Annotated in this window: 21 protein-coding genes and 1 pseudogene; 10 read left to right on the top strand and 12 right to left on the bottom strand. The window is 40.2% G+C overall.

Annotation, left to right across the window (positions count from 1 at the left end; genetic code table 11):
- Nucleotides 1–63 precede the first annotated feature (63 nt).
- Complete coding sequence (locus BM380_RS02500; RefSeq protein ID WP_008110499.1) at nt 64–1,185, top strand: S-(hydroxymethyl)glutathione dehydrogenase/class III alcohol dehydrogenase; 1,122 nt, start codon at nt 64–66, stop codon at nt 1,183–1,185.
- A gap of 66 nt (nt 1,186–1,251) precedes the next feature.
- The gene (gene fghA / locus BM380_RS02505; RefSeq protein ID WP_090492700.1) at nt 1,252–2,094 is read left to right on the top strand and encodes an S-formylglutathione hydrolase; all 843 of its coding nucleotides are present in this window, start codon (nt 1,252–1,254) and stop codon (nt 2,092–2,094) included.
- Here the strand turns inward: fghA and BM380_RS02510 are convergent.
- Nucleotides 2,048–2,422: a hypothetical protein gene (locus BM380_RS02510; protein ID WP_090492702.1), complete on the bottom strand. Its 375-nt coding sequence runs from the start codon at nt 2,420–2,422 to the stop codon at nt 2,048–2,050. The genes fghA and BM380_RS02510 overlap by 47 nt on opposite strands.
- Nucleotides 2,423–2,642: 220 nt before the next feature.
- On the opposite strand from BM380_RS02510, the gene BM380_RS02515 reads away from it, so the two are divergent.
- Nucleotides 2,643–3,827 (top strand): acetyltransferase domain-containing protein, encoded by a 1,185-nt coding sequence (locus tag BM380_RS02515; protein ID WP_090492703.1) that lies wholly within the window; start codon nt 2,643–2,645, stop codon nt 3,825–3,827.
- 69 nt (nt 3,828–3,896) lie between these two features.
- Here the strand turns inward: BM380_RS02515 and BM380_RS02520 are convergent, their stop codons facing one another.
- The gene (locus BM380_RS02520) at nt 3,897–5,804 is read right to left on the bottom strand and encodes a beta-ketoacyl synthase (RefSeq protein WP_090492705.1); all 1,908 of its coding nucleotides are present in this window, start codon (nt 5,802–5,804) and stop codon (nt 3,897–3,899) included.
- 128 nt (nt 5,805–5,932) lie between these two features.
- On the opposite strand from BM380_RS02520, the gene BM380_RS02525 reads away from it, so the two are divergent.
- Together BM380_RS02525 and BM380_RS02530 are read left to right on the top strand one after the other, a co-directional pair.
- Nucleotides 5,933–6,943, top strand: a complete 1,011-nt coding sequence (locus BM380_RS02525) for a GlxA family transcriptional regulator (protein WP_090492707.1) — start codon at nt 5,933–5,935, stop codon at nt 6,941–6,943.
- A gap of 73 nt (nt 6,944–7,016) precedes the next feature.
- Nucleotides 7,017–8,960, top strand: a complete 1,944-nt coding sequence (locus BM380_RS02530; protein ID WP_090492714.1) for a tetratricopeptide repeat-containing diguanylate cyclase — start codon at nt 7,017–7,019, stop codon at nt 8,958–8,960.
- Between the two features lie 18 nt (nt 8,961–8,978).
- Here the strand turns inward: BM380_RS02530 and BM380_RS02535 are convergent.
- The 4 genes and pseudogenes from BM380_RS02535 to BM380_RS02550 form a co-directional block, all read right to left on the bottom strand.
- Nucleotides 8,979–9,714, bottom strand: a pseudogene (locus BM380_RS02535) (RIO1 family regulatory kinase/ATPase).
- Between the two features lie 211 nt (nt 9,715–9,925).
- Complete coding sequence (locus tag BM380_RS02540) at nt 9,926–10,417, bottom strand: MgtC/SapB family protein (protein ID WP_090492715.1); 492 nt, start codon at nt 10,415–10,417, stop codon at nt 9,926–9,928.
- A 16-nt stretch (nt 10,418–10,433) separates the two neighbouring features.
- A complete protein-coding gene (locus BM380_RS02545; RefSeq protein ID WP_024601052.1) occupies nt 10,434–11,579 on the bottom strand; it encodes a GNAT family N-acetyltransferase/peptidase C39 family protein in 1,146 nt (381 codons plus the stop codon).
- A complete protein-coding gene (locus tag BM380_RS02550) occupies nt 11,579–12,973 on the bottom strand; it encodes a RimK family protein (RefSeq protein WP_028835308.1) in 1,395 nt (464 codons plus the stop codon). Before BM380_RS02550 ends, BM380_RS02545 begins: the two co-directional genes overlap by 1 nt.
- A 315-nt stretch (nt 12,974–13,288) precedes the next feature.
- Here BM380_RS02550 and BM380_RS02555 point away from each other — a divergent pair, with 315 nt between their 5' ends.
- The gene (locus BM380_RS02555) at nt 13,289–13,624 is read left to right on the top strand and encodes a zinc ribbon domain-containing protein YjdM (RefSeq protein ID WP_013464836.1); all 336 of its coding nucleotides are present in this window, start codon (nt 13,289–13,291) and stop codon (nt 13,622–13,624) included.
- Nucleotides 13,625–13,772: 148 nt separating this feature from the next.
- Here the strand turns inward: BM380_RS02555 and BM380_RS18385 are convergent, their stop codons facing one another.
- The 6 genes from BM380_RS18385 to BM380_RS02585 form a co-directional block, all read right to left on the bottom strand.
- Nucleotides 13,773–14,114 (bottom strand): hypothetical protein, encoded by a 342-nt coding sequence (locus tag BM380_RS18385; RefSeq protein WP_231485830.1) that lies wholly within the window; start codon nt 14,112–14,114, stop codon nt 13,773–13,775.
- 154 nt (nt 14,115–14,268) lie between these two features.
- The gene (locus BM380_RS02565; protein ID WP_090492716.1) at nt 14,269–14,817 is read right to left on the bottom strand and encodes a dienelactone hydrolase family protein; all 549 of its coding nucleotides are present in this window, start codon (nt 14,815–14,817) and stop codon (nt 14,269–14,271) included.
- A 104-nt stretch (nt 14,818–14,921) separates the two neighbouring features.
- Complete coding sequence (locus BM380_RS02570; protein WP_090493052.1) at nt 14,922–15,398, bottom strand: GreA/GreB family elongation factor; 477 nt, start codon at nt 15,396–15,398, stop codon at nt 14,922–14,924.
- Nucleotides 15,399–15,500: 102 nt separating this feature from the next.
- Complete coding sequence (gene secF / locus BM380_RS02575) at nt 15,501–16,430, bottom strand: protein translocase subunit SecF (protein WP_090492717.1); 930 nt, start codon at nt 16,428–16,430, stop codon at nt 15,501–15,503.
- Nucleotides 16,423–18,261 (bottom strand): protein translocase subunit SecD, encoded by a 1,839-nt coding sequence (gene secD, locus BM380_RS02580; RefSeq protein ID WP_090492718.1) that lies wholly within the window; start codon nt 18,259–18,261, stop codon nt 16,423–16,425. The genes secF and secD overlap by 8 nt, the downstream gene beginning before the upstream one ends.
- Nucleotides 18,262–18,368: 107 nt before the next feature.
- Nucleotides 18,369–18,830, bottom strand: a complete 462-nt coding sequence (locus tag BM380_RS02585; RefSeq protein ID WP_090492721.1) for a hypothetical protein — start codon at nt 18,828–18,830, stop codon at nt 18,369–18,371.
- 113 nt (nt 18,831–18,943) lie between these two features.
- Between BM380_RS02585 and BM380_RS02590 the strand changes: the two genes are divergently transcribed.
- The 4 genes from BM380_RS02590 (at nt 18,944) to BM380_RS02605 (ending at nt 25,272) form a co-directional block, all read left to right on the top strand.
- Complete coding sequence (locus BM380_RS02590; RefSeq protein ID WP_028835312.1) at nt 18,944–20,734, top strand: ABCB family ABC transporter ATP-binding protein/permease; 1,791 nt, start codon at nt 18,944–18,946, stop codon at nt 20,732–20,734.
- A gap of 195 nt (nt 20,735–20,929) precedes the next feature.
- Entirely contained in the window at nt 20,930–23,008 is a 2,079-nt protein-coding gene (locus BM380_RS02595) for a M13 family metallopeptidase (RefSeq protein ID WP_090492723.1), read from the top strand.
- A gap of 199 nt (nt 23,009–23,207) precedes the next feature.
- On the top strand, nt 23,208–23,921 hold the full coding sequence (locus tag BM380_RS02600; protein ID WP_013464827.1) for a YebC/PmpR family DNA-binding transcriptional regulator: 714 nt from the start codon (nt 23,208–23,210) through the stop codon (nt 23,919–23,921).
- Nucleotides 23,922–23,994: 73 nt separating this feature from the next.
- A complete protein-coding gene (locus BM380_RS02605) occupies nt 23,995–25,272 on the top strand; it encodes a protein kinase (RefSeq protein ID WP_090492725.1) in 1,278 nt (425 codons plus the stop codon).
- Nucleotides 25,273–25,315 lie beyond the last annotated feature (43 nt).

Below are 25,315 nucleotides of genomic sequence, written 5' to 3' on the forward strand. Positions count from 1 at the left end.
ACCTCATCACCCAAACAGTATGGGTCTACAATTCATATTCAAACCACTACAAAGGATATACACATGTCTGAATTTATAAAATCAAAAGCAGCGATTGCCTGGGGCCCTAATCAGCCTTTAAGCGTTGAAGAAGTTGATGTGATGATGCCTAAAAAAGGCGAAGTAATGGTAAAAATCACTGCCACTGGTGTATGCCATACAGACGCTTTTACTTTATCAGGTGAAGATCCTGAAGGTATTTTCCCCGCTATTTTAGGTCATGAAGGCGCTGGGGTGGTTTACGCTGTGGGCGAAGGCGTTACGAGTGTAGAAGTTGGCGATCACGTTATTCCTTTATACACCGCAGAATGTGGTGAATGTAAAATGTGTACTTCAGGTAAAACAAACTTGTGTTCAGCAGTGCGCGAAACACAAGGTAAAGGCTTAATGCCAGATGGCACCACTCGCTTTTTCAAAGATGGCGAGCCTATTTACCACTATATGGGTACATCTACATTTTCTGAATACACAGTATTGCCAGAAATCTCATTGGCTAAAGTAAACAAAGAAGCGTCGTTAGAAGAAATTTGTTTATTAGGCTGTGGTGTTACTACCGGTATGGGCGCTGTTACAAATACGGCTAAAGTAAAAGCGGGCGATACGGTGGCTATTTTTGGTTTAGGCGGTATTGGTTTATCTGCCATTATTGGTGCTAAAATGGCTGGTGCTAGCCGTATTATTGGTATTGATATTAATACCTCTAAATTTGACTTGGCGACCAAACTAGGTGCTACCGACTTAATTAATCCAAAAGACTTTGACAAGCCAATTCAAGAAGTCATTGTTGAGATGACCGATGGCGGTGTTGATTACTCATTTGAATGTATTGGTAATGTTGATGTGATGCGCTCTGCGCTTGAGTGTTGTCATAAGGGTTGGGGAGAGTCTGTGATTATTGGTGTAGCCGGTGCTGGCCAAGAAATTTCAACTCGTCCGTTCCAACTTGTTACTGGCCGTGTATGGCGTGGTAGCGCATTTGGTGGTGTTAAAGGCCGCTCACAACTTCCTGAAATTGTAGAGCGTTACATGGCGGGTGAATTTGCGCTAAACGACTTTATCACTCATACCATGAGCCTAGAAGAAATTAACGATGCCTTTGATTTAATGCATGAAGGTAAAAGTATTCGTACTGTAATTCATTACTAATACGCTCATTTCACTTAATTACCATCACAAGCCGTTGCTATTAAGTAACGGCTTTTAAGGATTGTTATGTTAGAAAATATTTCAACCGCTAAAGTAACTGGCGGATGGCATAAGCAATACAGCCATAGCGCCTCAAGCACTCGTTGTACTATGCGTTTTGCAGTTTTTTTACCGCCAGGCGCCAGTGAAACCAATAAGGTGCCGGTACTGTACTGGTTATCAGGTTTAACCTGTACCGATGAAAACTTTATGCAAAAAGCAGGCGCATTTAAAAAAGCAGCGGAGCTGGGTATCGCCATTGTAGCGCCAGATACGAGCCCACGTGGTGATAACGTGCCAAACGAAGACAGCTATGATTTTGCACAAGGTGCTGGGTTTTACCTTAATGCCACAAAAGCGCCCTACAACACCCATTTTAATATGTATGATTACGTTGTTAATGAGTTACCGGCACTAATTGAGCAACACTTTCCTGTTACAGATAAAAAAGCAATTAGTGGTCATTCAATGGGCGGGCACGGCGCATTGATGATTGCACTTAAAAACCCACAATCGTACACCAGCGCTTCGGCATTTAGTCCTATTGTTAATCCTATGGCGTGTCCGTGGGGTGTAAAAGCATTTACAGGCTACTTAGGCGACGACAAAACAACGTGGGCACACTACGATACTTGCGAATTAATGCAACAAGCCGAGCAAGCTAACTATTTACCTATGCTGGTAAGCCAAGGTGATGCTGATAACTTTTTAGAAGAGCAGCTTAAGCCGCAAAATTTGGTCGATATCGCTAATAAAAAAGCGTATCCGCTGCAGCTCGAAATGCACGCTGGCTACGATCATAGTTACTTTTTTATTAGTAGCTTTATAGACCAACACTTATTATTTCATCATCAGTTTTTATCGGCTTAGATTCATTACTGTGTAGAGTAGATTTATCTACTTCTACACATTCTTTAAGATTTTTTGTGATCTGTCGGCATTTTCTAATGGTGCCGTCATCTCCTTTTACTAAATCAAATACTGCAGAGTCTATTTTTAAACCAAGCTCGGTAAAAGAAAATCCCTCTTTGTTTACAGGAACAGGCTCTAGTGGGTTTTTATAAGGAGTGGAACGAGCAGGATTATTCATGCTTTGGTTATCATCCGCATTTGAAACAGCTTGCCCATCCAATACAGCACCAAAAAAGGTACAACCATTGAGCATAGTTAATACCGATAAAATGAGTATTTTTTGCATTTTTAGCCTTTTAATACTGTGTACATCATTACGTTCTTGATGTGCTGTTCTGTAAGTGAATATAGTAACCTATCAAAAAAACTAAACTGTAAAAATATGTTAGCAACCGAAATTATAAACAGTGATAGCTCACGCAAAATTACTGCCTTAACATCCTCGCAAATTGATATAATATAACATATAATCAAGTTCATTTTTTCATTCTTGTTAATTGTATTTTATGTCATTATCTTTATCGCAAAGTCGCTTGCATCATATTGATCTATTACGCGGCATTATCATCATATTTATGGTGATAGATCACGGCATGTATTATTGTCTAAATTATTCAGTAACTGATCCCATGACCATACCCGGAACAGATGCGCTTACTTTTTTCACACGCTTCATATCGCATTTTTGTGCGCCATTATTTGTATTTTTAGCAGGCCTCTCTGCCGCTATTACAGAGCATAAATACGCGTGTACTCGTCAGTTTGCTAACGCTTTAATAGTTCGAGGCTTAGTGCTTATTTTATTTGAGTTTACAATTGTGTCATGGTCATGGAGTTTTAATCCTCTTTTCCCGATGTTATATGCTCAAGTAATTTGGGCGATTGGCTGGGGCTTTGTGGTGCTTGGCTTGCTTCGCTTAATAGGTATATACCCTGTATTTATAGCTGGGTTATTACTGGTATTTGGTCATAACTTATTAGATGGTATTACCTTTGAAAGTAACACCATCGCGCATACACTGTGGTCTATCGTTCATCAAAAAAATGTATTAGCACTGCCGTTTGGTTTTTCTATTAGAACGACCTACCCCGTTGCGCCTATTGTTGGACTCATGTGTTTGGCTTATTGTGCAGGTGTATATTATAAATCTCACCATTATAGTAAAAAAGTGATGAATTACGCGTTTATTATGGGTATGAGCTGCCTAGCACTTTATTCAATACTACGCGGCTTTAATTTATACGGTGATATGTCACAGTTTTCTACACATACAGATCCACTGCTGACTATTATGTCGTTTTTAAATCCGACTAAATATCCGTTGTCGTTACAATTTATGTTACTTACTGTAGGGCTTGGTTTAATTGCGCTAAAACTGTTGAGCCACTTAAAGGCTAGTTTTTCGCAAAATTTTCTGCAAGTACTAGGTAAAACCAGCATGTTTTCCTACCTCACTCACTTGTATTTGCTGCATGCTATCAGTTGGCTTTTAATACCTGCTCTTGGATTTAACTTTAGTGATATGACCTATGGTGAAACCCTTGTTGGCTTACCATCAGGGTATGGTATGAGTTATATTGCAACCATGGCGATGATAGCTGTAGTGGTTGTGCTTACCGCCTTACTCGCTAAGCGCTACTTAAACTGGAAATATCGTAATAAAAACAGCCTGATTGCTAAATATATTTAGTTATTACGCTGTTGTTTTTAGTCATTAAAAAAGGCGCTTAAAAAGCGCCTTGCTAACAAGTATGTGTGCTTAGAACATATCTTGATAGGAATTTGTTGTATTGAATATAATTGCTTTTTCAAAGCCTGGCAGCTGAATGCTGTGCTCATCAATAACAATGTCATTTTCATCAATCAGCCCATCACCAAAACGATAAACTAGCGCGTATTGACCTAAATCTGCTTGTTGTTGATAGTGCTGTTGTGCTTCTTTTACCGCTGCATGTTTGCTGGTATAGAGCCCCATCATTTCATCGCCATGACGCTTAGCAAGCATCTGCATCGTTACTTTTGCTGAAAGCACTGTGGCTGTTGCATTATTACCACCAAACCCTTTAGAATTTATAAATGCAATATCCATATCACCACAATCATAGTGACTGTTACGAATATCTAAATGATCTGCATAAACATCATCAGCCACTTTATCTATAGTGGTAATACCCGGCATAATATTATGACTAAATACACCTAAGGCAATGGCAAGCTGATCGCCACTGGCAGGTGCTATAGTATGGCCAACATACGCTTTAGGGGCGGTTACTTTCCAATTATCTATTGCAAATGTTTGCGCTACTTTATGATAAATTAACGACTCAGTTACGCGGTTTTGTGGTGTGCTTGAACCATGGGCTAAAATAAAGCTACGTTGCTGTAATGCCTCTTTACCTAGTAAGCTACTGGCAAGTGCAGCCGATTTTGCCATGGTAATGTAGTTACCAGGCCCAGGTGAAGTAATTGATTTTTTTACTCCATCGGCGTTAACAAATACATCAGGCACACAGCCCATAATGTCTGCACCTAGTTCAAGTGCCAGCGCATCATCCATTAATATAGCCACTTGTGCGCCTTCACCTAAAGTAAAGCCACAGTTTTCGCCAAATGGGCGGCTGCTTCTACGATAATCAGGTTCATCGTCATTACTTAAATCATCTAAGCGGCGCAAACCTTCAATATTAGCCAGCGCACTCATATTGCCAAAGCCTTCAACCACTTCAGGGGTAATCGCACATTCTACACTTGCCACAATTGCAACACGTGTGCGTCCTGCTTGTATATCATTTACTGCTGCGCGCAAGTTATATAAAAAAGTAGCACACGCACCCGATGTAGAAAAAGTAGTCCCTACATTGCCCGTAACATAGGCATTGATAAAATCGGTCGACATTGTATTTAAACCCAGTGCTAGCTGCTTAGTGCTGACGCGATCACCCTGCTGGCGCGCTTTGACTAACCCACCTAATCCTTTATCGTCCATTTGGCCAATAACCGATGCTGAATAGGTACCAATTTTATCAGGCTCAACACTATTCATAATGTATTGCCATTCAAGTCCGGTTGATTTTATTGCATCGGTGGCAGCAAAAATAGTTGCTTGTAAACCACGAGGTTGGTAGCGGCTATTGTACATAATTGACGGATCAAACCCTGTGGGTAGTTGCCCAGCAGATTTAATTGGGTTATCACGAGTAGAATCATGTTTAATATCAAATTGAGCAGCAATAGTTACTTTCACTTTTTTATTTTCAAGCTCTTCTACGTGCCAACTTTCAGGAACTGGCGAAGGTAAATCACGACGGCGTGTTTCAAACACAATCGCATTTTCATCCGATGCGGTTAACGTCATTTTTTGCTGCCATGGTGTGGCATCTACATCAAAATGTTGTTTTTCAATTTTGCGAATTAATGTACCTGCAATAATTTGCTCACCAAAACGTGCTTCTATGTCGCTTTGCTCAACATTATTGCCTTGCATGTCTTGTAGTTGTCCATTCACAACACTCACTAAATTCATTAATGTGGCGAGGCCTAAAAATGTTTCTTGGCGAGCTTGAGACTCTAAGCTATCTAACACGATACGACGATAACCTTGATGAAAAGAAGTACGGCCAGCGGCATTAATGCCTCCCATGCCGACAATGACGGGTAATGCGGTCATAATTTACCTTTAAAAAAACGTGTTATAAGAATATGGAGTCAGTTTAAATGGATTACGCACACGACTTTGTGCTTTAATAGCCAAATATTAAGCATAAAAGGCCAAAAACAACTGGTCGGAGCATTTGAATGAGCAATAACCCAACAAATCCACCATTAAATATAGCTATTGCTGTTTACTCGCATCTACTGGTAACTAGTTTAACCTTGCCAATTGAAATGCTCAGAGCAGGTGAAGCGTTTGCCAAGGGGCACACTAGTAAGCAACACTTTAGAGCGCTGAATATTCATTTAATTGCTAAAAATATGGCTCCTATTGCAACCAGAACAGGTTTAGCCATCGTGCCTGATTGCAGCAGTGATAACGCTCCCTATTGCGATTTAATCATTGTTCCGGGTATTTGGCGTAATCCACGCCCAGTTGTTAAAACGAATCAACCAATAGTTAATTGGCTCAATGAGAGTTTTACCATGGGAAGCCATATTATTGGTGTTGGTACCGGCAATTGTTTACTCGCAGAAGCCGGTTTACTTGATGGTCACCCTGCAACCACTCACTGGCATTATGCCAAGCAATTTTCTCAAGATTATCCAAACGTTAGCTTAAAACCTGATTTTTTTATTACCCAATCAGAGCGCCTGTATACGGTAGCCAGTTTAAATGCCTTAGCTGACGTTATTGTTCATATTATTAGCCAATACTATGGTAAAGAAGCGGCGCAGCATGTTGAGCGGAACTTTTCACATGAAATACGTAAACCCTACGAAGATCAACGCTATTTAGAAGGCGCCGTTAACCGACATGCTGATGAACTTATTGCACAAATACAATTTTGGTTAAAAACTAATTTATCTAGTGAGTTAGATTTACAAGAAGTCGCGGCACAATTTAGCTTAAGTTACCGCACGTTTACACGCAGGTTTCGACTCGCTACAAATCAAAACCCTATAGAGTACTGGCAGCAGCTACGGGTTGAAGGTGCAAAAGAATTACTAGCTTCATCGAATTTATCAATTCAGGAAGTCGCGTTAGAAGTTGGCTATAACGATCAAGGACATTTAACCCGTGTGTTTAAAAAGATATTAAGTCAAACCCCGAGTGAATACAGAAAAGTAGTCAGACGAAAGCTATTTAGTTGAATTAAACCAGACTATTGACACTTTACGACACTCAACTACACTAACTAATAAGTTGTGAATATGAAAATTATATATGCTAACAGCAAAAAAATTCTGTTTATCTGGGTTGCTTTTATTACTTATTATCGTTTCTTGTTATGCTTTTTCTACTGATTCTCGCGGCTTTTATTATACAGACTTTGAAAAAGCAGTGGATCAGGCTATTTTCAATAATACTTCCGTTGCTAAGCAAATAGCTGAATTAACGACTTTAAGGTTGCGATCAGATTACCAACATCTAGGCAACAGTGCATACCTACTTTACAAACATTGTCTCATTACAGAAAAGAACAAAGAGGATGATGCCGCAATAATACAACAACATCTGGCAAGTCAGGCAACCGAAAATAATAGCCATGATCTTCGCGTCGCTAATTTTTTATGCTTAATGCAAGGGAATATAAGAGCGGATGATAGCGAAGATTTTTATAAAGAATTTCACAGCATATACAGTGCGAAAAACCAACTTCATTCGGCTAAGCTATTTTATCTTCTTAGCCATGATTATGCCTATTTCTTAATGGAAAAAGGTTTTTTCAACGAAGCCGTCGCCGTAATCAATGAAGCAATTGACATTACCATATTAAATCAAGATCACGAAGAGCACAACAACAGCCTAGCCACCTTAGCCTTGCTCTATAATGATTTAAATCAAACCGAAATGGCTTTAAAAATAAATCAGCAGGCAATTAATAATGCAGTTAGCGACTATCAAAAAGTAAACTTCTTGCTGGAGCGAGGTTACATACTTATCAATGCTCAATTATATTCACAGGCAATTGATGTTTATCAACAAATAAAGCAGATATCAGCTATCGATAGTCAGCTTGATATTATTATAAGTACAAATTTATCAAATATTTACTTCGAAACACAAGCAATAAGTGAGAATTTAGCGATTACAGCGCACCTATTAGCGGTTGCCGAGAAGTCACAGTTATCACAGCATATTGCCTATGCGAAGGTTGCCCGTGCTTTCGCTTTACTAAGCAGTGGTGAAGCAGCACAAGTAGAAATAGCGAAGACACTGTTCAAAGAGGGATACCAGTGGTTTGAAAGCACAGCTTATGATCCCACGAATGATCCTATTAGATTGATTGGTTGGGCTGAATTACTGAAGCAGCAGGGATTTGTTAGGGAAGCGTATGACTACCTCATTAAAGGTAGTAAACTTAAAGATAAAATAGAAAATAAAGCATTAAAAGACAACGCGCTGTATCTAAATAGTGTACTTGAAAAAGAGCGCTCTGAAAAGCAACTGTTAGAAACCAAGTTACAACTCGACATTAAAGATGCCTATGCTAAAAGCTTAAATGTGCAAAAACAATTTTGGTTTCTAGCTGCCCTAGCACTGGTAGTGCTCATTGTAGTAACAACATTGACAGCAATAAGTATTAAACGGCTGAATAGAGAACTTAAAGAAAAGAACAACGCATTAGAGTATGAGAGTAACCACGATCCTTTAACACAAGCAAAAAACCGTCGTTATTTTTATAATTATTTATCAAACCGACAAACCGTCGATAATTCAAATAAATACACTTTATTAGCTCTTCTTGATATCGACTTTTTTAAAAAGATTAATGACGTACATGGCCACGATGCCGGTGATAAGGTACTGCAAATAATAGTACAAAGAATAAAAGAAAACCTCAGAGCCTGTGATCAGCTTGTTCGGTGGGGCGGCGAAGAATTTTTATTGCACATAAATACGACTCCTGATCAGCAACAAAATCGAGCTATTATCCAGCGTATTCTTTGTGATATAGAAAGAACCCCAATCAAGATCAATGACACAGAGATCACAGTTTCTGTCTCTATTGGTTTTGCAACGCTCGTTGCGACCAATGATCTGGAGCAACATATTAAAGTAATCGATAATTACCTTTACCAAGCCAAAGAGCAAGGCCGCAAAAGAGCAATTGGTTCGCTTAACACGACATGCTCAGAGGCCGTTATTCTACACTCTGAGCTGTAACTAAGTGATTATTACGATCTAAAATACACATTTTTCATGCTGATCTTCTTCTTTCGCGGCTTGAATTTCATCAAGTACCGAATCAACATCAGACAGTTTACTACTGTCTTCAAATAAACCAGTCAACGAGGTGTTTACTGTTAAGTGAACACTTTCAAATAATGCCCACATTTCTTAATCATACTGTGAGGCTAATAAAGCTGGAGCAAATTCACCATAGTAACGGCGCATAATATTAACAACAGGGGTAAACATCGCTTCAGCATTATTATTTGCAGCCACACTGACAGCTGAGAAAATCAATAATAACGGTCCCTTTATCATCAACTAATACATTAAATTCATATAAATCACCGTGAATAACGCCTGCACACAGCATAAGATAAATGTTACCCATCATTTGCCCATACTGTTCAATTGCTTGGTTTTCAAAGGGCGTTACATTAGCTAGTTGAGGAGCAATATTGTCATTGCCATCAGACACCAACCCCATAAGTAAAACCCCATCCATACAGCCATAAGTTGTTGGTACTCTGAGACCGTAACGAGCCTAGTGTCCACCACGAGCTTTTCGTCCTTATTGATATTCGCGGCCTTTTTGAAACTGAGTTTACTAGCTTCTTAATATATCTTTGCACAACGAAACTGCTAACCACATCTAACAATAAACACGTCAGCTTCTTTGCCGCTCATCAGTCGAATAACTACTTCATCAGTTAGGCCATAAAAAGTGTATCCGTTTTGGTATTTTCACTGGTAATCTACTAAGTAAACTTGTTTATCAATCATTGTCATTAAGTACGTTTTATATAATTTTATAAATTATTCCGCACAGCATACCATTTTTATATGCTTACAGTGTTACTGAATTGATTGCTTGCTATATCCAGTTTTTTTAGGTTAATACTATACCTAAAACACTTTACTTCGGTTAAAGTTCTTAATACCACCCTGACGTTAGTCGACTATTTATTTCTATAATAGCGTTTATGATAACTTTTCACTTTAGCATGCACACCTTTACTTAAGCTTTTAAACTTAGCTTCTAGCACGTCAACGCCGTATAAAATACCCACCACAAGCACCGAGAGCTTAATAGCAGCCCCGAGGTTTTCGGTTGCTATCATCACGCCAATGGAGGCCAGTACCCAAATGGTGGCAGCAGAGGTAACCCCGACTACCGCACCGTCTTTTGCGAGCATTACGCCTGCGCCTAAAAAGCCGATGCCGGTAATTATTTGCCCGACTACGCGAGAATGATCAATCACATCCCCTTGTAAATTAAACGCAGTCGATAAAAACAAGTAAGTACCTAAGGTGATCAGTGCAGAAGTACGGATCCCTACAGGTTTGCCACGCAATTGCCGTTCTATACCAATAATAGCCCCACAAAAAGCCGCCGTACCAATAGCTGCCCACGAGTATGGGGCTACATCGATAAAATCTAAAAATGTCACTTAAAATCCTAATCTATTATTTTTTACCAATAGCAACTGCCGTTCTAAGCCTTTGACTACCAAAAGCCGACATTTTACTAAAATCGCTGCGTGCAATTGGCACATATTGACAGTCAATCGCTAATTGATTGTCGTTACCTGGTTCGCAAAACGGGTCATGTACGTACACACAGTGCGCATCTAAATGAGTAACACATACCCAATGCGGTGATTTTTTTCCATCAAACCGATAAGTGCTTATTAGCAGTAACACACTAAAACCTTGGTTTAACCACGTTTCTATATCGGTTAGTTCAACATCTTTATAGGTAACAGGAATATTAGCCGAGGCTATGCCTTCAACAAATTGCTGATGTACTGTCGCCAGCACCGTTTTTTTATTATCACTGCGTACCCCATCTAAAAATAATGGCTCTGAGGTATTAACAATGACCTCACTTTTAAATCCCCGTTTATTTGCAGCCAGTGCCAAACCAAACGGATGACAACCGCCATGTCCCGAGGTCATAAAAATGGTGGTGCCTTCACGCCATAAAGCTAATTCGTGTGACTGACTCAGCTCTGTGCTGTTATCAAGCGAGCCCATTGCCATTAATAATGCCGCAGGCCCACAGGTAAACTCGGTAGTTTGCTGATACCATGGCGTTAAACGCTCAACTTGCAACTCGCTGGTTTGACGGATGTTTTTTTGCATGCGCAAGGCATCACTGTGATCATCGTAATAATCACTGTACTGACCAAAAACACGATACCCTACACTTTTATAAAGCCCTATGGCGCTGTCGTTATTTACTGCCACTTCTAAACGCAAATAAATACGCCCACGCTCACTAGTGGCTTTTTCAAGGGCTTTAAGCAGCGTTTTAGCGATTCCTTTGCCCTGCATCGTCGGTAATACGGCTAACGAATACAAACGCGCTAACCGCGTGCCTTTGTGGCACCACACCAAACCGTAACCACATAATTGCGCATTGTGCTCGGCAACTAATAAAATCCCATGTTTAGCACTAAGCCAGCGCTTTAAACTTCGCGCACTAAGCTTATCGTTACTAAAGCAAGCATTTTCAAGCGCCACTAAGGCGTTTAAATCACTCGCGCTTGCAGGGCGAATACTAATATCCGCCCCTGCAAAAATCGTTATATCAGACAATGCGTTAAGCATTAGCCGCGACCTCGTGCTTCAAGGCGCTGTTTAAACTCATCCATAATGATCATGTATAACTCATCACCTAAGTAACCATCTTCTACTTTGTGATCAATACTTGGGTTATCGTTTACTTCCAACACATACGCACGGCCTTGATGCTCTTTTACATCCACACCGTATAAACCCTTACCCACGGTTTTACATGCTTTTAAAGCAGCATCCAGTACAGCTTTAGGTAATTCAAACGTAGGTAATGTTTCAAAGCCACCCGAGAAAAACCGTTTCGCGTCATGGTTATATATTTGCCAATGGTTACGCGCCATTAAATAACGACACGCATAAATAGCACGACCATTAAGTACCCCTACACGCCAATCGTATTCTGTGTACATGTACTCTTGCGCCAGAACTAACGCACTTAAAGCAAATAATTCACTAAGCTTAGCTTCTAATTCATCACGATTAGCAACTTTATACACGCCTTTTGAAAACGACCCTTCTGGCATTTTTAATACCAGCGGATAAGTAAACGACGCTTCTAGTTGCTCAATTGTGTCTTTTGATTGATCTGCCACCACCACGGTTTTTAAACTCGGTACTTTTTGATAATTGAATGCATCATGTAAGTACACTTTATTACAGCATCGTAAAATAGACTCCGCATCATCAATCACCACTAAACCTAAGCTTTGCGCTTTACTTGCAAGACGGTAGGTTGGGTGATCAATCGCTGTTGTTTGGCGAATAAACAACGCATCAAATTGGGCAATATTGTCTATTTCCTCAAAGCTGAGTGCTTTTGCGTTAATACCATGTTTCGCTGCTGCTTTTATAAAACGGGCTATTGCATCTTTATCACTTGGCGGTACTTTTTCGTTATGATCAACCAATATCGCCATATCCCAACGAAAACGGCGCTCTACTTTACCAATACGCCATTGCGTTTGGGTAAACTCATTTAGCTTTTCAATAAACGCAGCATATTGCTGCTCGCTTAGGGACGCTAATGATCCTTGTTGTAATAGGCCTTGCTCATCAACAAATAAAATAGGTGCCGGATATTGTTTAAATACCGATTTAGCGGCTTTAGCTTGTTGATCATTTCCCGCATGACCAAAATAAACAGCACCATCAATATGCCCAATATTTTGTAATGACGCTTGATTGCTTCGAAGCGCGTTAATTGTTTTTACACTCGGTAATACTTGGTGCTTGCGTGCCTCAGCAAGTAACGAACAGTAATAGCCTTTACTTAAATACTGGCTAGCATCACATAGATTTATTATGCGGGTTTTTGGTTCGTTGCGTTTTGGGTAGTCACGCAAATAGGTGTTAAAGGTAATGACATTTTCAAATGAAAGAGCAAGCGTTTGCTCATTGTTATCAACCACAATTAAGGTTTTAAACACGACTTTTCCTAGTTAAGTCAAAATATACAAAGCAGCCTTGCTAATCAGTTAGCTCAGCGAATAAAACAGCAAATAGAAACACCTATCGCACTAAGTGCAGCATTTAGCAAATCACTTAATACGATAGGTGCTTTAACGAATATCTACTATAAACGTTAGCGCTTAAATTGCTTAAGCGACAGGTGATTTATATGCCCTTTTTTAGATGCGCACAAACGAGATATTTTTAGCGTAAAGATAAAAATTTTTGATGAACTTTTTTATTGCTAATTTGTGTTTTAAAATAGCCAAAATTTAATACTAAAAGTGATCATCATGTCTCTTCCCGCTTGTCCTAAATGCCAATGTGAATACGTTTACGAAGACCAGCAGCTGCTTATTTGCCCAGAATGTGCCTATGAGTGGAACCCGAATGTTACTAATGACGAAGACGCTATTTTAGTGAAAGACGCAAACGGCACTTTACTTGCTGATGGCGACAAAGTAACCGTAGCTAAAGATTTAAAAATTAAAGGTAGCTCACAAGTTATTAAAATTGGCACCAAGGCCTTAGTAAGACGTGTACTTGATAAAAAAGATCATGAGCTTGACTGTAAAGTAGATGGCATAGGTGAAATGATGGTGACGGCTAAATTTGTTAAAAAAGCCTAAACCCATTGAAATAAACAATTAAATACAGCAAGAACCTGTGTAATCTTGGCGCTTTATTGCATTAACAAACTGACATCCACTTTAACTAATTGATTTTAAGCGCCTTTTAAAAAATTGAAAATCTAAATTCAGTTCTCAAAGTGGTGTGTTAGTTGTCTAGTATTACTACTTCTGCTTTGTGAAAGTGTGTTTTTGCGCTTTGCAAAACATCGGCAGTAAACTTTGAGTTTGGCACTGGTATATCAATAACATTGCCACTTTTACAAAATAAAGTAACGGTATTTGACGCTAGCTGTATTTTAATTATCGCCCCTTTGGGAATAAGCTGCATTCTACTTTTATTATTATTGAACCAGTGAGGTTTTTTGCAAAGTAGAACGTTTTCTCCAATATCAGAAAAAACACGCTCAGGCCTAAAGGTTAAGTACTTTATAATTAAAGCCGTGAGTAAAACACCCGTAATTGTGACGGTAAAAATCCCTATCTCCATAATATTCCCTTAAATTTATGTCCTTTATTTAACTGCTTATCCATTAATGATTATCAGACTCAAGCAAATCTTATAAGTTCACGCTATAAATGCCTTAGTTGTGATTGAGTGAAACCAGCTAACATCGAGTTATAAACACCCCTTAACTAGTTTATTATATTAGCTTATTAGATAACACAGTTAATGTTTCATCGTAAGCGCGTTGATTAAAATTATTCGAATGCGGGTTCATAAAACCATGCAAATAATCAACACACTTAGCGGAAACATTAGGCTTTGTTGCCAACTTAGTCTGAAGTGCTTTTACATCAAAATGTTGCTCATAGTGAGGAAAAATTAACTCTATTTCAAATGCCGGGTTTAGCTCAGTATGGTGCCTAATTTGCGAGCTGTAAAAACAAATGCCCTTAGTTATCGTTTTAATCGCCGGATGTGAAGACATTGACCAAATTGCCGATGCGCCAACACTAAAACCAATCAATATGATGTTACCAGCGAGTGGTTTAATCGCTTTTTGTAAAATAGCGACATACTCATCAAGGCCAATATGCTGACTAAAATACTCATAGGCCTGCTGTTCACTGTTAAATGCCATATCCACCCCGCCATAGGGATCGACAATAGACTGAGCGTTTAGTTCTTCAGCTAATGCTTTTAAAGCCGCTGTTTTACCAAATATATCACTAACCAAAACTAAGTTCATAAACGGCTCATCTCTAATTTTATTCTATAAGTTTCAGGCAATTATTTAACAAAGAGGCCTACGAGATGCTGCGTCTCAGCGTAAGAGACAAATAAATACTACATTCAAAGCACTTTAACCACATCGTAACTATGTTTTACATCACCGAGTGTTAAACTAACTTCATCATCGACTTGTTTACCTAATAACTGTTGGCCTAATGGTGCACCAGAGGTAAGTACTTGAATAGTTGTGCCTTTAATATCAACGGTTAATCCACCAGCTGCAGGGCCTAAATAAAACCATTTTTGTGTGCCTGCATCATCTTCTAAACACACCAATGAACTGACTGCTATTGTGCCTGTAACGGCGTCGTTGTAGATGGCTTCAAATAGTTGTATTTCTTTATAACACTCATTCACCCGATCAGCGTGACCTTGCGCTAAATACGCAGCTTCAAGCCCGAGCGTATCATATTGAGTTTCTGCAATACTTTCTTCGTGGGTCGCGGTATCGTGGGCTGTTTTAGCTGCAATTTTCGCAGTATTGAGCTGCTCTTCTAAGGCAAAACGCAGGTGCTCTGTAACATGGGCTTTATTCATTTGGAAATTCACTAAATACGGTAAAAATAATTTTGCCATTTTAGCATTGTTGCTACACCTAACACTATCCCTTTGCTGTGTAACAACAATACTGATTTAAGCCTATGGCATATCCATTAATGCCTGCGTTTGCTGATCCACTTGCTTATCGTAGTTTTTAGCACTTAACCCAAGTAGCTCGGGTAATGTTGCAGCAATACAAATGGACGATAACGTGCCTACGACTATTCCTGCAAACAGAGCAATTGCAAATCCCTGCAGCGGCGCCCCTGCTAACAGCCAAACACTTGCCACCGTTGCGAGCGTAGTCCCGGAGGTAATAAGCGTACGAGTTAAGGTGCTTTTAATAGCACTGTTGATAATACTGCTTGGTTTGAGTGTGATGTTTGTTGGTATGCGCAACAGCTCGCGCACCCTATCTCCAACTATTATTGAGTCATTTAGTGAGTAGCCAATAATCGCCAACAAACTGGCTAAAACAGTTAGGTTAAACTCTATTTGTAACCATGAGAATAAGCCAACCACCAGCACTAAGTCATGAAATAAAGCCACCACAGAGCCTAATGCCAAACGCCATTCAAAACGAACAGCTAAATAAATCATTACCGCGACCATCGCAGCAAATAATGCTAAGCAGCCTTGTTCAAATAGTTCATCACCCACTTGAGAGCCAATATAAGCCGATGATAAAACCTCAGCATTTATAGTTGGGTTTTGGCTAATAGCCGTTTTCCAGTCATCGTTATTGCTTGTATTATTGGGGCCTTGTGTTAGATGAAAATGATTATTGCCCTGTGCTGTTAGCTCAAATTCACCCTGATGATTTTTTGCAATAAATTGCTCAAGCTGTTTTAGTTCAACACCTTGGCTGGTGGTAAACTCTGTTAAGTATCCACCCGTAAAATCAAGGCCAAAGTTTAGCCCTTTTTGTGCAATGGTGAATACCGACAACAACACAAATATGGCGCTGATCAGCATGCCTGTATAACGTATACGAGACCCTGCCTCACATTTTAAAAAAGAATTAAGCATACGCGTTTACTCCTGCTTTTTTACCCAGCTTTAAATATAAGCTTTGGCTTAAATATTTCGATACATACACACCAGTAAATACCGATGTGATAAGTCCCAGCGCCAGCGTTATAGCAAAGCCTTTTACAGGGCCATAACCTATGCCATATAAAATAATCGCGGTGATCATCGTGGTAATATTGGCATCTAAAATCGTATTCGCTGCCTGTTTATAGCCCTCTTGTATCGCTTGATATGGAGGGCGTCCTTTGCGGCGCTCTTCTTTAATGCGTTCAAATATAATCACGTTAGTATCAACCGCCATTCCTATGGTTAGCACCAAACCTGCAATACCAGGAAGTGTTAAAACCACCCCAGGTAATAATGACATTAACCCCACTAAAGACGTTAAATTTAAAACTAACGCAACATTTGCAATAAGCCCTAAACGACGATACCACAGCGCCATAAAGGCAAGCGTTAACCCCATGCCTAACATTAACGCCGCCAATCCATTGTTAATGTTGTCTTGACCAAGGCTTGGACCAATAGTTTGTTCATGTACTATGGTCACTGGCGCCGAAAGCGATCCTGCACGAAGTAATAGCGCTAAATCGGCAGCCGCTTGCTGGTTTTGCATATTGGTTATACTAAAGCGCGAGCTTAAATGCTGGGCTATATTCGCCACATTAATGACTTCGCTTTTTTTAACCACTTCACCTTTAGCATTTTGTGAATACTCTGAATAGAGCGTTGCCATCGGCTTGCCTATATTCGCCTTAGAAAACGCCGACATAGCATCGCCACCTTGGCTATCTAGGCTCAGTTGTACTAAAGGTTTACCCCAGTCATCACGGCCAATATTGGCATTATTAATGTGCTCACCAGTAAAAATAGGCACAGGGTCGAGCTTAATAGTCCCACCCGATTGCAAATTAAATGTTTGCCCGCCAATCTCTTTAAGTTGATAAAATCCAAGTGACGCGGTAGCACCAATAATACGTTTTGCCTCGGCTGGGTCTTGGACGCCGGGTAGCTCAATGCGAATGCGCTGCTTACCTTGGCGCTGTGTAACCGCCTCGGTAATTCCTAACTCTTCAATGCGTGAGCGAAGCGTAGTGAGTGTTTGGCTCATGACTTGTTTATCAAATGCGCTGCGCCCTTGCTCAGAATAACTCACTTTAACGACCTGTAAGTTGCCATGAGTTGATGTGGTTATAGTTAGATTTTCAAAGCGGCTTTTAAGGTCGCTAATAACTGAGGTTAGCTTTTCGGCTGCATTTTCTAATGCACTTATTTCAAAGCCTTGGTTAGTTTGCTTTGCTTTAACACCATAGGCTTTTTGTTTAACAATGATGGCTTTCGTTTGCTGGTAAGCACTGAGTAATTGCTCATCAATGGCTTTATCTAAATCAACATCAAGTACAAACAATACCCCGCCGTTTAAATCAAGACCCAGCTTTATGGGCGATAAACCAAACTCTTGTAACCAAACAGGGCTGGTTGCATGTTCTACAATTTTAACTTGTGTATTTGGGTAATTCGATTTTATAGCCGCTTGAGCTTGGGCACTTTGCGTAGGTGTATTTAAAAGCACATTAATTGTTGCTTGGTTTTCTACCCCTTGGCTGACCTCAAACCCTTGGCTATTTAAAAAGCGCACTATGTTTTCAGTACTTGGTATTGCTTGTGTTTTAACCTCAGGAGCGGCACTAATATGCAACCACGATTTATTCGGGTATAAATTAGGTAAGGCGCTTATTGCTAGTAAAACCAATACAATCATCATGGCTACATAGCTTAATTTAAATTTAGCCATAAATGGCTTTTTTTGTTTTTTTAGACTTAACATCTTTGTTCCTTATTACTCGGCATAGCCCAGTAACGTACCTATTAGGTACAATTAATCTGCAGGTCAAAACACAAAGCGTTAAAACCAATTAAATTAAATAAGAAACATTAAGCGTGGTAGGTGGTTACAGCGGTGTATAACAGGTTCGCATCTTTCCAGCCGCTCAAGCGCGACTTTTTACTTTTAAATACCCAGGTATACCAAGGCTGACTTATGGTGACTGCTTGCGGTCGCAAAAAAATATGCCTACACCCATTTAGGGCAAAAAACTCATGCACTACATCGTATTCAGGATCGCCCTGCGCACTGTGTAAAAATAAAAATGAGTTATTGGCTGTTAGCCTAGGTTGATGCGCAGCAAACTCAGAATGCTTTGAGTTTTTATGCTGTAAATTACCTAGCGACTTTAACGGTGTGGGAGCGTTAGTTAAGTTTTCGACATTAACAACATGGCTATAACTGCTTTGGTTACTGTTTAATTCGTGCTTTACGCCCATAGCATGGCTTTGCACACTAAAGAGTGCAGCAAAAAACAAGCAAGTAGCTAAAAAAACGCGAAATTTAAACATCTGTCATTTAAAACTAAAATAAAGGATAGCTAGTATATAAGGGCAGCTAATTAAAATACAATAGCCAATATTAAGCTAATTCATTTATATAAAAACAAATACTGAGATCCTCGATGCGCTCCAGACAAAGTTCAGTAAAACGCCCCGACGCTATGAATTTAAAACAAAGCATTCAAACTCTTTGGCCTTATATCACTAAATTTAAAGGCCGTGTGCTGATTGCCATATTAGCGCTAGTCGGTGCTAAAGGCGCGACATTGCTCATGCCATGGGCTTTAAAAGAAATAATTGATGCGGTTGATAAATCAATTAACCCGCTACTCCTCGTCCCAACCTTATTACTCGTTATGTACGGCGCACTGCGATTTGCCAGCGTGTTTTTAGGTGAAGTACGCGATGCTGTATTTTCTCGAGTCACCGAACATGCCATGCGTGATATTGGCCTTAAAGTATTTAAACATTTGCATTCGTTAGATTTAGCCTTTCATTTAGACAGGCAAACTGGCGGTATAAGTCGAGACATAGAGCGCGGCACCAGTGGTTTGAGCTTTTTAATGCGCTTTTTAATGTTTAATATTGTGCCCACGTTGTTTGAAATAATGACCGTGGCGATTATTTTTGGCACCTTGTTTTCTATTTGGTTTGCGCTGATCACCCTGCTTGCTGTGGCTATTTATATCTTTTTTACCGTGACAGTTACCCAATGGCGAAACCGCTTTATTCGCGAGTCAAATGCTGCCGACAACCAAAGTAACACCCGCGCCATCGACAGCTTATTAAATTACGAAACCGTTAAATACTTTAATAACGAAGAGTATGAAGCTAAAACTTACGATACGTTTTTAGCAACCTGGGAACAAGCACGATTAAAAAACAGACTCTCGTTACTGGCGCTAAATTCAGGGCAAGCACTCATAATTGCCTGTGCAATAACCGCATTAATGTGGCTTGGCGCAAGCGAAGTTGTCACGGGCGAGTTAACGATTGGTGAACTGGTGATGATCAATGCGTATATGATTCAACTCTTTTTACCGCTCAACTTTTTAGGGTTTGTGTATCGCGAAATACGCCGTGCCCTCACCGACCTTGAAAACATGCTCGGCCTGCTTAATACACAACCTAAAGTGGCGGATGCTCATGAGGCTAAAGAATTGGTCATTAAACAAGGTGAAATTAGCTTTGATAAAGTAAGCTTTCACTACGACAGTAAAAGGCCTATTTTAAAAAGCATTAGCTTTAATGTTGCTGCCGGCTCAAAAGTCGCGATTGTGGGTGCAAGTGGTGCAGGAAAAAGCTCATTAGCCCGATTACTGTATCGCTTTTATGAGCTGTCATCAGGCACTATTAGCATAGATAAACAAGCAATTAATACAGTTACTCTTGCAAGCTTGCGTAAAGCCATTGCGATAGTCCCCCAAGATACTGTGCTGTTTAATAGCACCATCCGTGAGAATATTGCCTATGGCAGACCCTCAGCAACTGAAGATGAAATAAATAAAGCAATTAACATGGCGCACTTAACCGACTTTATAAATAGCTTAGACAAAGGCGATAAAACCCTCGTGGGTGAGCGTGGGTTAAAAGTCTCAGGGGGTGAAAAACAACGGATTGCCATTGCCCGTGCTATTTTAAAGCAATCACCCATCTTAATCTTTGATGAAGCAACCTCTGCGCTCGACTCTCATGCAGAGCAAGCTATTTTAAAAGCAATGCGTGAAGTGGCAAATGATCACACCAGTATTGTTATTGCACACCGACTTTCGACCATAACCGATGCAGACTCAATTATTGTTTTAAAAGCTGGTGAAATTATTGAACAAGGCAAACACCAAGAACTACTAAATCAAAACGGTGAATATGCCCGTATGTGGGCATTACAGCAAAAGCAGTCAAAGGCGCAATAAACTAAGCCGCTCAAGAACGATTGAAGTAGTTGAGTGTTTTTTGCTATTTTCGATAGTATTTTATTCATCTTATCGACCGGTACGGTTATTCACCTCAAAAGGTTTGTTTGCAGTGAAGTTATCAATACAATCAAATAGCTATTTTTATAACAAAAATATAACGAATTAAATAACGTGAATTCATAGGGGAAAGTAATGAAAAAAAGTTTAATTGCAGCGGCACTCGCCGCTACATTTATTACCGGCTGTTCAGAGCCACAAACAACAAAAACTGAGCAAGTCGCAGCAGTCGCTGAAAAACCACAAGCAACTGAGCAAGCTGAATTAGGCACTTTTGGGGTTGATTTAACTGCCCGCAATGAAGCTGTAAAACCAGGCGATGACTTTTTTATGTATGCCAGCGGTTCATGGTACGACAACTACGAAATGCCAGCAGATAAAACACGCTATGGTGCGTTTTCTGCGTTAGCTGAACGCAGTGAAGAGCGTGTAAAAGAAATTATTGAAGACATTGCAGCACGTGAAAATTTAAATGCAGAAGAGCAACTAGTTGCCGATTTTTATAATTCGTACATGGATACCGACACGCTTAATAAGCTTGGTGTGACTCCCATTAAGCCATTGCTTAACGATATTAATGCTGTCGACTCAACTGATGACTTAGCAAAAATCTTTGGTAATTCATGGCTCACAGGTGTTAGCGCCCCAATTGGTGGTGGTATGTGGTTTAACCGCTTAGATCCTAATAAATACGAAATGTCGTTAGGTGCTGGTGGTTTAGGCTTACCTGATCGTTCATATTACCTTGAAGATGCAGAGCGTTTTGTAAAAACTCGTGAAGCGTATGTTGCACATATTGCCGACATGCTTAAATTTGCTGGTGTTGAAAATACCACTGAACGTGCACAAGCAATTTTAGCGCTAGAGACAAAAATTGCAGAAGGTCATTGGCCACGTGAAAAACGCCGTAATCGTGACATAACGTTAAACCAAATAAAACGCGACGAGTTAAGTACCCAGTACCCTGGATTTAATTGGGATTTATACTTTGCGCAAACAGGTTACAAAGTACCGCAGCTAAACGTGTCGCAGCCTGAACCTGTAAAGGCCATGATTGATTTAATCAACAACGAAGATATAAGCGTATGGAAAGACTACCTAACATACCATGCAATTAATGGTAACGCTGGGCTGTTGTCAGAAGACATATTTAACACCAGCTTTGCTTTCTTTGGTAAAGAGTTAAATGGTCAGCAGGAGCCTCGTCCGCGCTGGAAACGTGCGATCAGCCAAATGTCAGGCACTAGTTCACTAGGCTTTGCGATTGGTAAAATTTATGTAGATCGTTACTTCCCTGAGTCATCGAAGCAGCAAATGTCTGAGCTGGTTGAAAACTTACGCACAGCCCTTGGCGAGCGTATTGATAACCTAGATTGGATGGGCGCAGAAACAAAAGTAAATGCGCGTGCAAAATTAGCGGCGTTTGTGCCAAAAATAGGTTACCCAGACGAATGGCAATCTTACGAAGGCTTAAGTATTAGCAAAAATGATTTAATGGCTAATGTAAAAAATATGCGTGAGTTTTTCCAAGCCGATAGCGTTGAAAAAGAGCTTAAGAAAACCGACCGCAATCGCTGGGGTATGACACCACAACGTGTAAATGCTTATTACAATAGCTCATTTAATGAAATTGTATTCCCTGCCGCTATTTTACAACCGCCGTTTTTCGATCCAAATGCAGATCCTGCGGTAAACTACGGTGGTATTGGTGCCGTGATTGGCCACGAAATGGGCCATGGCTTTGATGACCAAGGGTCAAAATCAGATGCTAACGGCATACAACGTAACTGGTGGACTGACGAAGACCGTGCTGCTTTTGATGCTAAAGCCGACAAACTGGCGGCTCAGTACAGCAAATATGAGCCAATTCCAGGTAACTTTGTAAATGGCCGCAACAGCTTAGGTGAAAATATTGGTGATGTAGGTGGTTTAGCCATGGCTTATCATGCCTACAAGCTAAGCCTAAATGGTAAAGAAGCCCCTGTGATTGATGGTGTAACCGGCGATCAACGTTTCTTCTTAGCGTGGGCACAGGTATGGAAAGAGAAACGTACTGAGCAAAGCATGTTAAATCAATTACGTGGCGGTACGCATGCGCCAGGTCGCTTTAGAGCACAAGCTCCTCGTAACCACGACGCTTGGTACAAAGCATTTGATGTAAAACCAGGTGATGAGTTGTACTTACCAGAAGAAGAACGTGTTCGTATTTGGTAATCCCCTGACAACCCTTCATAGATTGTAAGGTATTAAACAACCCGCTTCGGCGGGTTGTTTTATTTTCCATTCATAATAACTGTTCCCCCCGTTACTTAGTAATCAATCTCAATACTTACTAGCCCTGCCCGGCATTTACCTTTAGAATATGGGCTTGCAAATTTTTTCAATTATTTATACATATTAAGGCGAAACGCAGATGGGAAGAGCTTACCAAAACAAAAAAGATTCAATGGCTAAAACTGCGGGTGCTAAAACTAAAGTTTATTCAAAATACGGTAAAGAAATTTATATTTGTGCAAAAAACGGCGGTGTTGATCCAGACGGTAACCTAGCACTGCGTCGTTTAATTGAACGCGCTAAAAAAGACCAAGTACCGGCTCACGTAATTGAACGCGCCATTGATAAAGCTAAAGGCGGCGGCGGTGAAGACTATGCAGCTACGCGCTACGAAGGTTACGGCCCAGGTAATTGCATGATTATTGTTGACTGTTTAACCGACAACAACAAACGTACCTTTGCTGATGTGCGTGTGTGTTTTACTAAAGCAAACGCTAAAATTGGCGCACAAAACTCGGTATCACACTTATTTGATCACCTTGCTATTTTTGTATTTGACGGTGACGACGATGAAACCGTTCTTGAAGCGCTAATGATGGCTGACGTTGATGTAACCGATGTAGAAGTAGAAAACGGTAAAGTGACCGTATTTGCTCCACACACTGAATACAACAATACGCGTACCGCACTTGAAGAAATGGGTGTGACAGAGTTTGACGAAGACTTAATTGCCTTTGTACCCCAAGTAGAAGCCCCTATTGAAGGCGAAGATGTAGAAGTGATGGAACGCTTTTTAGCCATGCTTGAAGATTGTGACGACGTACAAAACGTGTACCACAACGCACAATTTTAAACGTTAAAGCTTAATCGTGTTTAAAGGCCAACTTAGTTGGCCTTTTTATTGATTTTAAAATGGATTATTAATTTTGAATACCCTTTCACAACTTCGCAGCGGCCAATTACTTGGTGCAAAACACCTGCAATTAGTTGAAGCACTAAGCCACTTTCCAGAGGAAATTTTTACCCTCGCGGATACCCTTGAAGTCTTGGATTTATCTAATAACAATTTATCTGATTTACCTGATGAATTTGCCTGCTTAATAAAATTAAAACGACTGTTTTTATCGTTTAATCAGTTTAAACATATACCTAAAATACTTGCTAAGTGCCCTGCTTTGATCATGGTTGCATTTAAAGGTAATCACATCACTGAATTTGCAGATCACTGCCTGCCTAAAGCGATTGAATGGCTTATTCTTACAGATAATAAAATAGCTAAGCTGCCTGCAACATTTGGACAATACACTGCGCTTAAGAAGCTGGCATTGGCAGGTAATCAGCTCAGTGAGCTACCAATAAGCATGGCAAACTGCCATAACCTGGAACTAATTAGGCTCTCTGCAAATCAGTTAACTCAAATTGATGATTGGCTATTTGAACTACCAAAGCTGACTTGGCTTGCATTTGCAGGTAATTGCTTTAATAAATCACAGTGCCTTACCCAATCAAATTTAGCCAATAAACCACTGAGTGACTACTCGCTCAGTAAAGTAATAGGCCAAGGCGCATCAGGGATTATCCATCTTGCTTATTCAACGAATAAAGAGCCGGTTGCTGTTAAGTTATTTAAAGGGACTATTACAAGCGATGGTTATCCGCTGGATGAAGTTAATTGCTGCTTGCAAGCGCTTGAGCATCCAAACTTAATTAAAGTACTGGCTTACATTGAACAACAGCAACAGCTTGGTTTAGTGATGGAGTTAATTGATACAAGCTTTACAAATCTAGGCTTACCGCCGAGCCTTGATACCTGTACTAGAGATATATTTGAAAGCGATTGCCACTACTCTACCCACGCAATTTATGCCATAGCGCAGCAAATGGTTAGCACTGTGGCCCACTTGCACCAGCACAATATAAGCCATGGTGATATATATGCGCACAATACCATGGTTGATCCGCACGCGCGTGTGCTGTTTGGAGATTTTGGCGCGGCCACTGATCTTACTATGCTCAGTGACTATCAACGTCAACAAATGCAGTTAATAGAAGTGCGAGCTTTGGGATGTTTAATCGAGGATTTACTCACAACCTGCCAAGAGCAAAACGCTGAAGTCATGCACTTACAGCATATTGCGCAGCAATGCATGAGCGAAAATATCGCACAGCGGCCAACACTTAGCGCATTAGCTGACTTTTTATAGTGGTTATGCGGCCATTAATATTATGGCCGCAAGCTAGAATGAA

Source organism: Pseudoalteromonas sp. DSM 26666, from assembly GCF_900116475.1.
Taxonomy (GTDB): domain Bacteria; phylum Pseudomonadota; class Gammaproteobacteria; order Enterobacterales; family Alteromonadaceae; genus Pseudoalteromonas; species Pseudoalteromonas tetraodonis.